General features: G+C 50.5%; 15 protein-coding genes. 4 read left to right on the top strand and 11 right to left on the bottom strand.

The window, feature by feature from the left end; all coding sequences use genetic code 11:
- Positions 1 to 20 precede the first annotated feature (20 nt).
- From EQP46_RS18705 to EQP46_RS18690, 4 genes are read left to right on the top strand one after another with little or no spacing between them, the layout of a single operon-like run.
- A complete protein-coding gene (locus tag EQP46_RS18705) occupies positions 21 to 1217 on the top strand; it encodes a beta-ketoacyl-[acyl-carrier-protein] synthase family protein (RefSeq protein ID WP_129495094.1) in 1197 nt (398 codons plus the stop codon).
- Entirely contained in the window at positions 1214 to 1678 is a 465-nt protein-coding gene (locus EQP46_RS18700; protein WP_129495093.1) for a hotdog family protein, read from the top strand. The genes EQP46_RS18705 and EQP46_RS18700 overlap by 4 nt, the downstream gene beginning before the upstream one ends.
- The gene (locus EQP46_RS18695; protein ID WP_129495092.1) at positions 1675 to 2400 is read left to right on the top strand and encodes a 3-ketoacyl-ACP reductase FabG2; all 726 of its coding nucleotides are present in this window, start codon (positions 1675 to 1677) and stop codon (positions 2398 to 2400) included. The genes EQP46_RS18700 and EQP46_RS18695 overlap by 4 nt, the downstream gene beginning before the upstream one ends.
- The gene (locus tag EQP46_RS18690; RefSeq protein WP_129495091.1) at positions 2397 to 3629 is read left to right on the top strand and encodes a beta-ketoacyl-ACP synthase; all 1233 of its coding nucleotides are present in this window, start codon (positions 2397 to 2399) and stop codon (positions 3627 to 3629) included. Before EQP46_RS18695 ends, EQP46_RS18690 begins: the two co-directional genes overlap by 4 nt.
- A gap of 97 nt (positions 3630 to 3726) precedes the next feature.
- Here EQP46_RS18690 and nadN read toward each other — a convergent pair whose 3' ends face one another.
- The 11 genes from nadN to EQP46_RS18635 all read right to left on the bottom strand — a co-directional run bounded on the left by nadN (position 3727) and on the right by EQP46_RS18635 (position 14112).
- Positions 3727 to 5553 carry an NAD nucleotidase gene (gene nadN, locus EQP46_RS18685; RefSeq protein WP_129495090.1) on the bottom strand — a complete coding sequence of 609 codons (1827 nt, stop codon included), beginning with the start codon at positions 5551 to 5553 and terminating at the stop codon, positions 3727 to 3729.
- A 113-nt stretch (positions 5554 to 5666) separates the two neighbouring features.
- A complete protein-coding gene (gene acpS, locus EQP46_RS18680) occupies positions 5667 to 6047 on the bottom strand; it encodes a holo-ACP synthase (protein WP_129495089.1) in 381 nt (126 codons plus the stop codon).
- On the bottom strand, positions 6047 to 6778 hold the full coding sequence (gene pdxJ, locus EQP46_RS18675; protein WP_129495088.1) for a pyridoxine 5'-phosphate synthase: 732 nt from the start codon (positions 6776 to 6778) through the stop codon (positions 6047 to 6049). Before pdxJ ends, acpS begins: the two co-directional genes overlap by 1 nt.
- Positions 6775 to 7488: a DNA repair protein RecO gene (gene recO / locus EQP46_RS18670; RefSeq protein ID WP_129495087.1), complete on the bottom strand. Its 714-nt coding sequence runs from the start codon at positions 7486 to 7488 to the stop codon at positions 6775 to 6777. The genes pdxJ and recO overlap by 4 nt, the downstream gene beginning before the upstream one ends.
- A gap of 32 nt (positions 7489 to 7520) precedes the next feature.
- Positions 7521 to 8435: a GTPase Era gene (gene era, locus EQP46_RS18665; RefSeq protein WP_129495086.1), complete on the bottom strand. Its 915-nt coding sequence runs from the start codon at positions 8433 to 8435 to the stop codon at positions 7521 to 7523.
- Positions 8432 to 9106: a ribonuclease III gene (gene rnc, locus EQP46_RS18660; RefSeq protein ID WP_129495085.1), complete on the bottom strand. Its 675-nt coding sequence runs from the start codon at positions 9104 to 9106 to the stop codon at positions 8432 to 8434. Before rnc ends, era begins: the two co-directional genes overlap by 4 nt.
- An 11-nt stretch (positions 9107 to 9117) precedes the next feature.
- Complete coding sequence (lepB, locus tag EQP46_RS18655) at positions 9118 to 10017, bottom strand: signal peptidase I (RefSeq protein ID WP_129495084.1); 900 nt, start codon at positions 10015 to 10017, stop codon at positions 9118 to 9120.
- A 109-nt stretch (positions 10018 to 10126) separates the two neighbouring features.
- Positions 10127 to 11923, bottom strand: a complete 1797-nt coding sequence (gene lepA / locus EQP46_RS18650; RefSeq protein ID WP_129495083.1) for a translation elongation factor 4 — start codon at positions 11921 to 11923, stop codon at positions 10127 to 10129.
- A gap of 76 nt (positions 11924 to 11999) precedes the next feature.
- Complete coding sequence (locus EQP46_RS18645) at positions 12000 to 12494, bottom strand: SoxR reducing system RseC family protein (protein ID WP_129495082.1); 495 nt, start codon at positions 12492 to 12494, stop codon at positions 12000 to 12002.
- Positions 12491 to 13486 (bottom strand): sigma-E factor regulatory protein RseB, encoded by a 996-nt coding sequence (gene rseB / locus EQP46_RS18640; RefSeq protein ID WP_129495163.1) that lies wholly within the window; start codon positions 13484 to 13486, stop codon positions 12491 to 12493. Before rseB ends, EQP46_RS18645 begins: the two co-directional genes overlap by 4 nt.
- Positions 13486 to 14112, bottom strand: a complete 627-nt coding sequence (locus EQP46_RS18635; RefSeq protein WP_129495081.1) for an RseA family anti-sigma factor — start codon at positions 14110 to 14112, stop codon at positions 13486 to 13488. Before EQP46_RS18635 ends, rseB begins: the two co-directional genes overlap by 1 nt.
- Between the last annotated feature and the right edge of the window lies 1 nt (position 14113).

Below are 14113 nucleotides of genomic sequence, written 5' to 3'. Positions count from 1 at the left end.
ACACCAAGGCGGTAAACTTCATGACTCCCGTTTACATACATGCCTGCGGTGCGCACTCCGCACTTGGCAGCACTCTCGATGAGATTCATTCCAGCTTAAAACGAGGCATTAGCCCAGGTATGTCCGGCGAGCGCTTTCGGTTGAACGATGACACCATGGTGACCGTCGGTCGCGCCGTGGGCACACTACCGTCATTGGAAGCTTTTCCTTCACATCAGCAGACACGCAATAACCAACTGGCACTCTCTGCGTTGCTGCAACTGTCTGATGCCGTTAATGATGCCAAAGCGCGTTTCAGCCCTGATCGCATTGCCGTGGTATTAGGCTCGAGCACCTCCGGCATTTCAGACGGTGAGCGCGCGTTAAAACATCACATTGATCAGGGTGAATTCCCAAAAACTTACCATTACCACCAGCAAGAACTCGGTAACCTATCAGACTTCGTCAGTGACTATTTTGGCCTAACGGGGTTGCGCTACACGGTTTCAACCGCGTGCTCTTCGAGTGGCCGTGTTTTCCTGACGGCGAAACGGTTATTAAAAGCAGGCCTTGCCGATGCGGTGATCGTGGGCGGTGCAGATAGTTTGTGTGCGTTAACGGTTAACGGCTTCCACGGACTTGACTCTGTGTCCTCTGAACTTTGTAACCCGTTTGGTGAAAATCGAAACGGCATTAACATCGGTGAAGCGGCGGCCTTTATGCTTCTTTCGCTTGAGAAGCCTTCCGCGCTAGCCCCTGACCAACCTGCTATTGCTTTGCTTGGAGCGGGTGACAGTTCAGATGCACACCATATTTCAGCCCCTCACCCCGAAGGCGATGGTGCTGAACGTGCGATGCGAAAAGCACTGGACGATGCGCATCTCACCGCGCGTGACATTGGTTATGTGAATGCACACGGCACGTCTACACCATTGAACGATGCGATGGAATCCAAGGCGATTTTACGCACCTTAGGTGAAGACGTACCTGTCAGTTCGACAAAGCCGCTGACGGGACATACATTAGGCGCAGCCAGTGCCATTGAAGCCAGTATTTGCTGGCATGTATTGAAGCATGCTCTGCCGTTGCCTGTTTCACAACATCAACAAGCGCATGCAACGGATGTTGCGCCGATTCGATTGGCGCAACTCGGCGATACATTGGAAAAACCGACCATTTTGAGCAACTCCTTTGCGTTTGGCGGTAACAATATCAGCCTGATTTTTGGACACGTATGAAAACAGTACCTCACGTGAATGATTTGCTTCCTCACGAAGCACCCATGATCTTGATCGACGACATGATCGATGTGGGTGAAAAACACATTCACTGCCGCGTTACCTCAAAAGAGAGCAACCTCTTTTTTGACCAAGAGATAAAGGCCATTCCAGGTTGGGTCGGCATTGAATTAATGGCCCAAACCATTGCAGCGTGGTCTGGGTATCACGCATGGCATGAAGGTGGCGAACCGCCGGTCGGCTTCTTACTCGGCAGTCGTCGTTACAACACAGAAACCAGCGCATTTCCTGCGGGACAGGTGTTAGACATTCATGCCGATCACATGATGGAAAGCAACGGCATGGCCGTTTTTGCTTGCCGAATTGAACATGACGGCGTTGAACTCGCCACCGCGCAGCTCAACGCATTTGTACCGCCAAAAGAAAAACTCGAACAGATGATGAACAGGGATACCCAATGAACAGAGATGTGCTTGTAACGGGTGCCAGCAAAGGCATCGGTAAAGCGATTGCGCTGCAACTCGCGAAAGATGGGTTTTCTGTGGTGGTGCACTACGGCCGAGATAAAGCGGGCGCAGAAGAAACACTTGCCGCCATTCAGGCTGAAAATGGACAAGGTCGACTCATCAGTTTTGATATCAGCGACCGTGAACAATGCCGCGAAACCTTAGAGGCGGACATTGCAGAACACGGCGGCTATTACGGCGTCGTGAACAACGCAGGCGTCACCGCCGATACCGCATTCCCCGCCATGACGGCTGAAGAATGGGATGGCGTGGTTCATACCAACTTAGACAGCTTCTACAATGTGCTGCACCCTTGCATCATGCCGATGCTTCAACGCCGCAGAGGGGGACGCATTGTCACCATGGCCTCTGTTTCAGGTATGATGGGCAATCGCGGTCAAACCAATTACAGCGCAGCGAAAGCAGGCATTATCGGTGCAACAAAAGCTCTGGCCTTAGAACTGGCTAAACGAAAAGTCACGGTCAACTGCGTTGCACCCGGTTTGATTGACACCGGCATGATAGACGAACATGTCAAAGAACACGCGTTGCCACAGGTGCCTTTGCGTCGCATGGGCGAACCTGAAGAAGTCGCGGGCCTTGTCAGCTACCTCATGTCTGACATCGCAGGCTATGTCACGCGACAAGTCATTTCAGTAAATGGAGGCCTCATATGAACCGCAGAGTTGTTGTCACTGGTATGTCCGGTGTCACTGCGTTTGGTAACAACTGGCAAGACGTTAGCGCCAAGCTCGATGAGCTTAAAAATGCGGTACGTTACATGCCAGATTACGAACAGTATGACGGACTAAACACCAAACTCGCCGCGCCGATCAGCGACTTTCAAGTGCCTTCGCATTACAACCGCAAGCAACTGCGCGGTATGGGTCGAGTCTCAAAACTTTCCACCGTGGCGACAGAGAACGCTTTGCTTAAGAGCGGGCTGATTGGTAGCGACACCCTCACCGACGGTCGCACAGGTATCGCTTATGGCTCATCAACGGGCAGTACACCCGCTATCGGTGCCTTCGGTGTCATGTTGAATGACAAAACCACCAAAGCCATTACAGCCACCACCTACGTGCAAATGATGCCGCACACCACCGCGGTTAATGTTGGCTTGTTCTTTGGTCTAAAAGGCCGCGTTATTCCAACCAGCAGCGCATGTACATCAGGCAGCCAAGCCATTGGGTATGCCTTTGAAGCCATTAAACACGGCTATCAAACCGCCATGGTTGCAGGTGGCGCAGAGGAGCTTTGCCCGACAGAATCAGCCGTGTTCGATACCCTTTTCGCGACAAGCTTGAGAAACGACGCCCCTGAAACATCACCGCGCCCGTACGACAAAGACCGTGATGGCCTTGTGATTGGCGAAGGTGCTGGCACCTTGGTGCTGGAAGACTACGAACATGCGGTTGCTCGTGGCGCAACGATTCTGGCGGAATTGGTGGGCTTTGCCAGCAACTGCGATGCGGCTCATGTCACGCAGCCTAAAATGGAAACCATGCAAATTTGCATGGAAATGGCACTGCAAAACGCAGGCTTAACCCCCTCTCAAATTGGCTATGTGTCTGCGCACGGTACAGCAACTGAAAAAGGCGATATCGCAGAATCTCAAGCAACGTCAAACGTCTTTGGCAACCAAATGCCCATCAGTTCGATGAAAAGCTATTTTGGCCATACACTCGGCGCATGTGGTGCGATTGAAGCGTGGCTTGCTATCGAGATGATGAATGAAGGCCGATTTAGCCCGACACTGAATCTGGAAAATATCGACCCCGCCTGTGGCGATCTGGATTACATTCGAGGTGAAAGCCGTCACATTGATTGCGACTACATCATGAGCAATAACTTTGCTTTCGGTGGCGTGAACACTTCTCTGATCTTTAAACGCTTCCAAGTGTAAACGTTAAGTTTACTAACAGCAGCGTTCAGCGCACACCAAGAAAACAAGATAAAAATGCCCGCAGTTCGCGGGCATTTTTCTTTGAGAACAACGGTGATTATTGCAGGTTTCCATCCGCGTCGTAGAAACGCTGGGTACTGTACTCTTCCAAAGGTAGCTTGCTCAACGTACCAACCGCTTCTGCGTAATCCACGAAAGCCTTCGCATAGTCGAGGTAAGTATCCACCGCACGCCCGTCATCCGTCACATCGCCAAACACAACGTAACCATCACGTCCTGCGCTAACGAAGTTGTTCGTCACCACTTGAATGTTGGCTTCAGTGCTGGTGGTATCCAGCGCAGTCCAATCTCCCGCTAAGCGAGAATTGATTTCAATATTGGTCACACGCTCGCCGAACGTTTTCGAGATATCGACATCGAAACGCAGGCCAGAAGCGTAAGGATAAGCACCACTTGAACCGTCTGGGTTCAGCGCGTAATCCACACCTTGCTCCAGCGCCAGCTTCACTTCCGCACCGCTCATGTTGAGGTTCACAAGCGTGTTCGCAAATGGCAGCAACTGATACGCCGTTGCAATCGTGACATCGCCCATTGGAACATCAATGCGCACGCCACCCGCATTTTGGATGGCAACGTCAGCTTCAAGGCTCTGAGCCATAAAAGCCTTCGCCACCACGCTGGAGATATCCGATCCATTCGATTCGGTCTCAGTCACATCACACAGTGAACTGCTCCCTTGGCCTGGAATACGTTCAAGGCATAAATCCGTTGTCGCAGTGGCAATCACGGTTTGTGTTTCTTCTTCGATGCGCTGTGTGTAGGTGTCTAACAGGGTTTGCGTATCCGCGTCTTTATCGACGATTGTCAGTTCTGGGGTTTCTTCGATATCTGCGTAAACGGCATCACGATCAGCGCCTTCAAGCTCGACACGTTCACCGTCATCATTACGACGTTTAAACGTATCACCCAGCAGCAAATGCGGCGTGCCGGAACACGTTTCTACCACGCCTTTGCGGTCAAAGCTGATGTCGAGTTCTCCCACGACAGAGGCGTACTGCCAGGCTTGTGCCACACACACAGGATCACCATCAAGGTTTGTCACCATCGTTGGATAATCCCCCACGCTGTTTAACCCAACCTCATCGAAATCCCCCAACAAAGAATGAGAGTCACCACCAATAATGACGTCAACACCTGACAGATTCTTCGCCAGTTCAAGGTCGTTTCCGTACTGATAATGTGTCAGCAGCACAATTTTGTTCACGCCTTTTTTCTTGAGCTTATTGATAAAGCGTTGCGCGACTTTCGTTTCATCCAAAAACTCAGTGGTTGCATCAGGGTTGGATGAATTTTTGGTTTTGGTGGCAATATCGATACCGATGATACCGACTGCCTGACCATTGATTTTTTTCACGGCTAGTGGGCGGAAAGAGTCCCATTTTCCTTCTGGCGTTAATGGCGAAACACCGACTTCAGGGCGAACGTTTGCTGCCAACACCTTGGTATTACAGTCGCCACTTGCCAGTTGGTCGAGGAAGGTTTTCAGGCCAGCATCGCCATCATCAAATTCATGGTTACCCAACGCGAACGCATCGAAACACACTTGGTTCATCATGGCCGCATCGGCTTCGCCACCAAACAGCGTGTAATAGAGATCGCCCGTTATCGCATCACCCGCATGCAGCTTAAGCACGTTTTGTTTGGACTCGTCTATTTCACGAATTTTGGTCACAACGCGGGGGAAGCCACCGACTTCAACCCGTGTTTCCTCGCCACCTACCGTAATGTCAAAGCCGTCGTCAGCTTCAAGGTGTGAGTGGTGATCGTTGATGTGTGCAATGGTGAGATCCATTGGTCGCTCAAAACAGCCTGTGAGCGGGAGGGATAGCGCTGCGACTGCAGCGGCAAGCAGTGTTTTCTTCATTCTTCTGTTCTTCCTTGTGAAGGTGACCTAGCTAAGCAATACACTAGGTTCATCATGTTTCACTCGGGTAAATAAAACAGGATAAAACAGAGAAAAATCAGAAGTGATACAGGCTACTGTTCAAGTAAGACGGTGGCGACGGCATAGCGTTTTTCATCCGCTATGGTCAGCAGAATATTCGTCACGCCACGTTCATCTGCCATTTGCTTGGCAACGCCAGAGAAGGTCACAATGGGTTTGCCCAAGGCATCGTTGGAGACTTCAAAGTCGTGAAACGTGACGCCACAGGCAATGCCCGTTCCCAAGGCTTTAGAGGCGGCTTCTTTTACCGCAAAGCGCTTGGCAAGGTAACGGGCAGGAAATTTCGTCGCGCCATACTTTTCGAGTTCAGCACTCGTGAGTACACGCTTGGCAAAGGCATCTTGATTTCGCGCGATGATGTCATCGAATCGCGCGATTTCAACAATGTCTGTCCCTAGACCAACCACTGACATTAGCGACGCGCATCCTGCATGATCACTTTCATGTCAGCCACGGCTTTTGACAGGCCATCAAACACGGCGCGACCCACAATCGAGTGACCAATGTTCAGTTCGTAGATTTCAGGGATAGCCGCAATGGGTGTCACGTTGTGGTAAGTAAGACCATGGCCCGCATTGACCTTGATGCCTTGGTCATCGGCGTAGCTCGCTGCGGCTGCAATTTTCTTCAGCTCCGCTTGCATGTCTTCATCTGATTCAGCATCGGCGTAGTGACCCGTATGAAGCTCGATGTAAGGCGCGCCACAGGCTTTCGCCGCATCAATCTGCTCACGATCAGCATCAATAAACAGCGACACTTTAATGCCCGCATCTGTCAGGGTTTGGGTCGCTGCTTTCACTTTTTCAAGTTGACCAACAACATCCAAGCCACCTTCAGTGGTGAGTTCTTCACGCTTTTCTGGCACCAAGCAAACATAGGCTGGTTTCACATCCAACGCGATGGCGACCATCTCGTCAGTCACGGCCATTTCAAGATTCATGCGCGTTTGCAGTGTGTCTCTCAGCAAGTAAACGTCACGATCTTTTATGTGGCGACGGTCTTCACGAAGGTGAACAGTAATACCATCAGCACCCGCACGCTCTGCAATTTCAGCGGCATGTACGGGATCAGGGTACTTGGTACCGCGTGCATTTCGAACAGTTGCCACGTGGTCAATATTGACGCCCAGATAAATGGTATTCATTGCGTAGATTTCCTTGTTCGTAACAAAAATAGCTCTCTGCTCTTGAGAGGCTTTGAGCCAAGATAAGGCTTGAGTGCCAGCCGTGTAAAGCGCTTGGCGGCTTTTAACTGTTCAGCGGTCGAGAATTGACGGCTTGAGAGCGCGATCAAATCGCTGCCTTGAAAGGCCAGATTGTGACTCTTCATGAGTGAGGCGACAAATCCCATTTGCTCACGGAATATATATGTCATTCCTTCCCCAACTGGTTCACCGCTGCCTGCACAATGCAGAAAATCGACGCCATATCCTAGCGATTCCAGCAAGGCTAACTCAAATCGACGGAGTGCAGGTTCAGGATTGGCGAATTGTGCGAGCTCTGTTAACGCTGAAACGTAATCAAAGAAAAGTTGGTGATATGCCGTTTCCGGTTCAACAACGCGGCTAAGGATTTCATTGAGATAGAAACCTGAAAAGAGGGCGTTACCAGAAAGAGGAATCGCGAGGCCCATGGCTTCAGCGTGACGCAAGGTATGCATCTCACCGCGACCTGACCATTTCATTAAAAGCGGGGTAAAAGGCTGAAGTGCGCCTTTTAGGGGAGAGCGTTTACCACGAGCGCCTTTTGCCATAAGGCTAACGCGCCCGTGATTTTCGCTAAAAACATCCAGAATAAGGCTCGTTTCGCTATAAGGGCGAGAGTGCAGGACAAAGCAGCGCTGCAAGCCTTCCATATCCCACCTTTCTTATTCTGAATGTTCGACGATCAAAGATCGTCGATGTAGCCAAGGCTACGCAGCGCACGTTCGTCGTCTGCCCAACCTGATTTCACTTTCACCCAAAGCTCTAGGTAGACTTTGCGTTCAAACAAGTCTTCCATGTCGAGACGGGCTTCGCGGCCGATGGTTTTGATTTTGTCGCCACCTTTGCCGATCACCATGCGCTTTTGACCGTTACGCTCAACCAAGATCAGGCCATTGATTTCAAAGCCATCTGTGTCTGGATTATAGTCAAAACGCTCAATTTCAACGGTGACGGCATACGGCAGTTCATCGCCTGTAAAACGCATCAGCTTTTCACGAATGATTTCAGACGCCATAAAGCGCTGAGAACGGTCTGTTACGTAATCTTCAGGGAAGTACCACTCACCTTCTGGCAAGTGCGCACGAACCAGTTTCTCAACCACATCGATGTTTTTACCGCTCTTTGCAGAAACAGGCACAACATCAACGAAGTCCATCTTCTCGCTCAGCGCTTGAAGGTGTGGGAACAAGTCCGCTTTCTCTTTTACGTTGTCGACTTTGTTGATCAGCAGAACAACAGGTAGTTCTGATTTTTTCAGCTTGTTCAGCACCATTTCGTCATCTTCGGTCCAATGTGTACCGTCAACGAGGAAGAGTACCAATTCAACATCGGTCAATGAGCTTGATGCCGCGCGGTTCATCAATCGGTTGATGGTGCGCTTTTCTTCAATGTGAAGCCCTGGTGTGTCCACGTAGACCGCTTGGTAACCCTCGCGCGTATCAACACCCATGATGCGGTGACGCGTGGTTTGGGGTTTACGCGACGTAATAGACAGTTTCTGACCCACTAAGCGGTTCAGAAGTGTCGATTTACCGACGTTAGGGCGACCAACGATGGCGATAAAGCCACAGTGGTGAATTTCGTGCGTGTCTGTCATGAGTCCAGCTTTTCTAATGCCAGTTCTGCAGCCGCTTGCTCAGCCTTGCGACGACTACTGCCTTTACCTACCACAGGTCGTTCCAGACCTGCCACTTCACATTCAACCGTAAATTGCTGGTTGTGTGCCTCGCCTTGTACCTTAGTGACATTATAGGCAGGCAATGGCTTACGACGTCCTTGCAAGAATTCTTGCAACCGTGTTTTCGGGTCTTTTTGGTTCGCGCCAGGCATGATGGTGTCTAAGCGCTCTTTGTACCAACCCAAAACAATCCCACGGACCGTTTCCAAATCGCTGTCGAGGTAGATGGCGCCGATAATTGCTTCTACAGCATCAGCAAGGATGGAGTCACGACGGAAACCGCCACTTTTCAACTCACCCGGGCCCAATTGCAATACATCACCCAGTTCAAACTCACGGCCTAGCTCGGCCAGAGTATTACCACGAACCAAGGTCGCTCGCATGCGGCTCATGTCACCTTCATCAACGTTCGGGAAACGATGGTAGAGATCGTCAGCAACGACGAAACTCAATATAGAATCCCCCAGAAACTCTAGGCGCTCGTTGTGTTGACCACTTGCGCTGCGGTGAGTAAGGGCGAGACTAAGAAGCGCCATATCACTAAATTCATAGCGGATACGGCGCTGTAATTTATTTGTTGGTGTCGTCATGTTGTTCCAAGTTAATCAATGCCGCCGATACGCTCGAAGCGCACGCCGACAGGTACCCATGATGGCAAGACGCTATCGCCCTGCTCATCAAATTCAAAACTGGTCCAGATACCTACTGCTTTACCCACCAAATTTGCTTCTGGGACAAAGCCCCAGAATCGACTGTCTTTACTGTTGTCACGGTTATCACCCATCACAAAGTATTGGCCGTCTGGCACTACCCACTCACCAAGCCCTGGTGTCGGGTAATACTGCATGACTTGATTTTTAACTCTTGGGTTAACAAGAATTTGGTGCGGCTCTTTACCAAGCTGTTCTTCGGCTTGAATTAAATTGACGCCGTACTGCATAAACGGGCTTTCATGGACATCATCCACAACAACCAGTTCACACGTAGATTCGCCTTTTTGTTGGACACAAAGGCGCTTGTCTTCGCTGTAACGTACGGTGTCGCCCGGTAAGCCGATAACACGTTTAATGAAATCAACACTCGGCTGCGGTGGGTACTTAAATACCACTACATCACCACGTTCTGGTTTCCCCGTCTCAACAAGTTGATGACGGAAAACCGGATCTTTCAAGCCGTAAGCAAACTTCTCAACCAAGATGAAGTCACCCACCAGCAAAGTAGGCATCATAGAGCCTGAAGGAATTTGGAATGGCTCGTAGATAAACGAGCGCAATACCAATACAAGGCCGATAACAGGGAACACAGAAGCGGCAGTTTCTACCCAGCTAGGCTGAGGAGCAACTTGAGCGATTTGCTCTTCACTTGCCTCACCATTTTCCAGATTGAGCGCTTTCGCCGCTTCTTCTGCGCGACGCGGAGCCCATCTGAATTTATCCAGTGCCCAGATTATCCCAGTCAACAGGGTGACCAGCACCAGAATCAGTGAGAAAGTATTTGCCATAGTGTTCCCCTAACCTTTAGTCCTTTTTTATTACTCAACCTGAGCTTGGCATAACGCCAAGTCAGGTATTCTTATTGTTGGAGCCTGAGTTCAGTGTGACGAGATCAGGTTATTTATCTTTGCCCACGTGCAGAATAGCGAGGAACGCTTCTTGTGGCAGTTCGACGTTACCGATCTGCTTCATGCGTTTCTTACCTTCTTTCTGCTTCTGCAGGAGTTTCTTCTTACGGCTCACGTCACCACCGTAACACTTAGCGGTTACGTTCTTACGTAGCTGTTTCACGGTTGAACGCGCAATGATGTGCGTACCAATAGCCGCTTGAATCGCGATATCAAACTGTTGGCGAGGAATGAATTCTTTCATCTTCTCAACCAAATCACGGCCACGACCTTGCGCATGATCTTTATGCGTAATGATCGCCAATGCATCCACGTTATCACCGTTCAATAGCACGTCTACACGCACCATGTTTGATGGCTCATAACGTTGGAAGTTGTAATCCAGTGATGCATAGCCACGGGACGTGGACTTCAGACGGTCGAAGAAGTCGAGAACTACTTCTGCCATCGGGATGTCATACGTCAATGCCACTTGGTTACCGTGGTAAACCATGTCTACCTGCATACCACGCTTCTCAACACACAAAGTAATCACGTTACCAAGGTATTCAGACGGCACAAGGATATGACAGCGTGCAATGGGCTCACCCATGACCTCAACGTCATTCGTTGGTGGTAGCTTCGCTGGGCTATCCACGTACAGAATGTCACCGTTGGTTTTCTTCACTTCGTACACCACGGTCGGTGCAGTTGTGATCAGATCAAGGTTGTATTCGCGCTCAAGACGCTCTTGGATGATTTCCATGTGCAGCATGCCAAGGAAACCACAACGGAAACCAAAGCCAAGTGCTGCAGAGTTCTCTGGTTCGTAGAACAGAGACGCATCGTTAAGGCTCAATTTGCCCAACGCATCACGGAAGTTTTCGTAGTCGTCAGATGACACAGGGAACAGACCCGCGTAAACCTGAGGCTTCACTTTCTTAAAGCCTGGTAGCGCCGCTTCTGCACCGTGTTTCGCTGTGGTCAAGGTATCACCAACTGGTGCACCTAGGATGTCTTTAATACCACAAACAACCCAGCCCACTTCACCGGTACGAAGACCTTGGGTGTCAGTTTGTTTTGGTGAGAAGATACCAATGCGATCCACGCCCCATACTTGGCCCGTGCTCATCACTTTGATCTTTTCGCCTTTCTTCAGTACGCCGTTTTTAATGCGAACCAAAGAAACAACACCCAAATAGTTATCAAACCATGAGTCAATGATCAGTGCTTGCAGAGGACCTTCTGGGTCACCTTCTGGTGCTGGGATGTTTTTAACGATGTCTTCAAGCACCAAATCAACGCCAACGCCTGTCTTCGCAGAACAGCGGGTTGCTTCGGTTGCATCAATACCAACGATGTCTTCAATTTCTTCCGCTACACGATCAGGATCGGCGGCTGGCAAATCGATTTTGTTCAAGATTGGAACCACTTCTAGGTCCATCTCAATCGCTGTGTAACAGTTGGCTAGTGTTTGGGCTTCTACGCCCTGACCCGCGTCAACCACCAGCAAAGCACCTTCACAGGCCGCCAGTGAACGTGATACTTCGTAAGAGAAGTCAACGTGTCCTGGGGTGTCGATGAAGTTCAGCTGATAGGTTTCCCCATCATTGGCTGTGTAATTCAGCGTCACACTCTGTGCTTTGATGGTGATACCACGTTCGCGTTCTAGATCCATAGAATCCAGAACCTGCGCTGCCATTTCACGGTCTGATAGACCACCGCAAACCTGGATTAGACGGTCTGACAGTGTCGACTTACCGTGGTCAATGTGGGCAATAATCGAAAAGTTACGAATGTGCTTCATAGATGGTGTGACTAACTCGTTAGTGAAAATTTGACGATCAATAGATCAAGTGGCGGGATTCTACCGAAATTAATGGCTAGTCGCTATCCTCAGTTGCGGCATTTATCACCGCAGCCCCTGCAACGGAAGCCCCAAGAACCCGAATCAAGGATGGCGTTGACTCAGTATCTTGTTCCAACTTACGGGAAAAACGACGCGCGAGCCCGATACCGAGGCCACCTGCTAGCAGGGAAGATAAAATGATTATCCCTTCACCACTTTCCAATAAGTCTGATAAAAATTGCCCGACGAATGCCCCACCTATCGCAAACATCAGCGGCAAGACATACACCAGCATGGCAGATTTCAGCACGGTTTGTTCTTCCAAACCAATTTCGACCAAGGTGCCGGCGGGCACAGGTTCTGGGGAAGGCACGCGAATATCGAGCACTTTCCCCGGCAACGCATTGCTCACCACCCCCGTGCCGCAGCTGCTTTTTGACGCACAACTACCGCAACTGGTTTTCTGCTGGCAACGAACAGTGAGATAACCGTCTCCACTGCCCGTTACTTCAGCCAATGCAGTCATCATGGTTTCTGCACCTCGGTTGCGATCGCATCCGTTGCGGTTTCATCTGATGGTGGATTGAATCGTACCGATTCTGCCACTTTCTTTGCCGTTGCTGGCGGAATATCGCCGACCACGGTGATCTCAGCATTGCCCGACACATGGCTGTGCAGTGTGCGACCGCCTTTGCGAACAAGCTGTTCACGTACCGACATGTTGTCCGCTTCGGCTAAGTACACAGAAAAGCTAAACAGCCCATCGCTGAACATCTGACTTTCGACAGGTCGTTCCGTCAGCAACAAGCGGTGACGGTTGCTATAGATAGGTTCAAAGCCATTCGGAAGCGCGGTTACCTGCCAACGCAATCCCGTTTTTTGCTGCTTAGGCACTTGCACCACTGGCGGTAATTCCAATGCAGCAAGCTTGCCCATGGCATCGCTCAGTTGTGGAGACACCACCAATGACAACGCGCGATACTGTTCGATAGGGTCGCCATCGCGATCCAACAAATCAGCGCGGACTAGCAAGCGCGAACCTTGGTCAATCCAAAGCACATAGGAATAGCGCGCACCGTCTTTTGGTGACACACGCACAACATCACACGCAAGGCCCGCTTCACGCGCACGCCCCAACGGGACGAAGTCGTACATGGTAGCAAGGTGGTTCACGTCGGTTTGTAAAATGGAAGGCAAAGGCGCAACCATTTGTGCGCTTTTAATCGTAAATGGATCAACGCCCGGCTCGAAGTAGCTGACTTCGTCGCCCCGGCGGATCACTTCTCGAGGTGGACCGCTTAGGTAGGCGATATGCCCAAAAGATTCGCCTTCCACCAAAGCATGGCGGTAGCGCAACGGTTCGATACTGTTTTTTCGAACCAAGATGTACGACAGTTCGTAATTTAGTTGCTCGGTAGCCTGGCCCATTTGATGCAACAATGCCTCGGCCGGACTTTCATCCGTCGAGGCATTAGCAACCAGACTGACCAGTGCAACAACACCGATCAGGAGGGGTTTCATCAATCTTGTATGCTCACTTCCGGGGTTAGCAGATCGTTTTTGTCAGCAATGTCATCCGCATTTAAGCGAAGCTGCAGTTCATAGTCTTGGAACATCGCGTTTACGCGGCGGCGTTGTTCCATCAGTTGAGCTTCGTTAGACGTGGATTGCAAAGGTTCACGACTCAAACTGACAGGTTCAGCAGAACCAGACAATGGAATGGTTTGCAGCACTGGAGGCTGTGCACCGGCTAATACGGGATCCGACACCGAACCGCCATTGTATTGCTGTACACCAACAATCACAGCCAGCGATACCGCAGCGGCCATACCCACTTGGGTCATTTGCTGAAGCCATGATGGCATACCGCTACGTGCGACCTCTGGGGTGGGTTGAGAGACATGCATAGGTACAACGTTTTCTGCTGTTTCACCTGAGTATGTCGGCTCATTTTCCAACGCAGCGGCAACACTGCCGGCGATATCCCAATTCAGATTTTGAGGGGCATCGCCACGCATCACATCGCGGGTGACGCTGAAGCTCTTCCATGCTTCTTGCGCCGACACATCGTTTTCGAGGGCATCAATCAGCCGACGATCTGTCGTATCACCATCAAACAATGCAGATAGGTTTTCTTTTTCAGCCATT

The organism is Enterovibrio baiacu (assembly GCF_004120195.1).
Taxonomy (GTDB): domain Bacteria; phylum Pseudomonadota; class Gammaproteobacteria; order Enterobacterales; family Vibrionaceae; genus Enterovibrio; species Enterovibrio baiacui.
The sequence above is the reverse complement of the archived record's forward strand: the minus strand, read 5'-3'. Positions and strand labels throughout refer to the sequence as shown.

Coding starts and splice junctions, on each gene's coding strand:
- pdxJ (WP_129495088.1), bottom strand. CDS start 6,778: ATGAATACCATTTATCTGGGCGTCAATATTGACCACGTGGCAACTGTT.
- lepB (WP_129495084.1), bottom strand. CDS start 10,017: ATGGCAAATACTTTCTCACTGATTCTGGTGCTGGTCACCCTGTTGACT.
- rnc (WP_129495085.1), bottom strand. CDS start 9,106: ATGACGACACCAACAAATAAATTACAGCGCCGTATCCGCTATGAATTT.
- EQP46_RS18705 (WP_129495094.1), top strand. CDS start 21: ATGACTCCCGTTTACATACATGCCTGCGGTGCGCACTCCGCACTTGGC.
- EQP46_RS18690 (WP_129495091.1), top strand. CDS start 2,397: ATGAACCGCAGAGTTGTTGTCACTGGTATGTCCGGTGTCACTGCGTTT.
- EQP46_RS18700 (WP_129495093.1), top strand. CDS start 1,214: ATGAAAACAGTACCTCACGTGAATGATTTGCTTCCTCACGAAGCACCC.
- era (WP_129495086.1), bottom strand. CDS start 8,435: ATGACAGACACGCACGAAATTCACCACTGTGGCTTTATCGCCATCGTT.
- EQP46_RS18635 (WP_129495081.1), bottom strand. CDS start 14,112: ATGGCTGAAAAAGAAAACCTATCTGCATTGTTTGATGGTGATACGACA.
- EQP46_RS18645 (WP_129495082.1), bottom strand. CDS start 12,494: ATGATGACTGCATTGGCTGAAGTAACGGGCAGTGGAGACGGTTATCTC.
- recO (WP_129495087.1), bottom strand. CDS start 7,488: ATGGAAGGCTTGCAGCGCTGCTTTGTCCTGCACTCTCGCCCTTATAGC.
- acpS (WP_129495089.1), bottom strand. CDS start 6,047: ATGTCAGTGGTTGGTCTAGGGACAGACATTGTTGAAATCGCGCGATTC.
- rseB (WP_129495163.1), bottom strand. CDS start 13,486: ATGAAACCCCTCCTGATCGGTGTTGTTGCACTGGTCAGTCTGGTTGCT.
- nadN (WP_129495090.1), bottom strand. CDS start 5,553: ATGAAGAAAACACTGCTTGCCGCTGCAGTCGCAGCGCTATCCCTCCCG.
- EQP46_RS18695 (WP_129495092.1), top strand. CDS start 1,675: ATGAACAGAGATGTGCTTGTAACGGGTGCCAGCAAAGGCATCGGTAAA.
- lepA (WP_129495083.1), bottom strand. CDS start 11,923: ATGAAGCACATTCGTAACTTTTCGATTATTGCCCACATTGACCACGGT.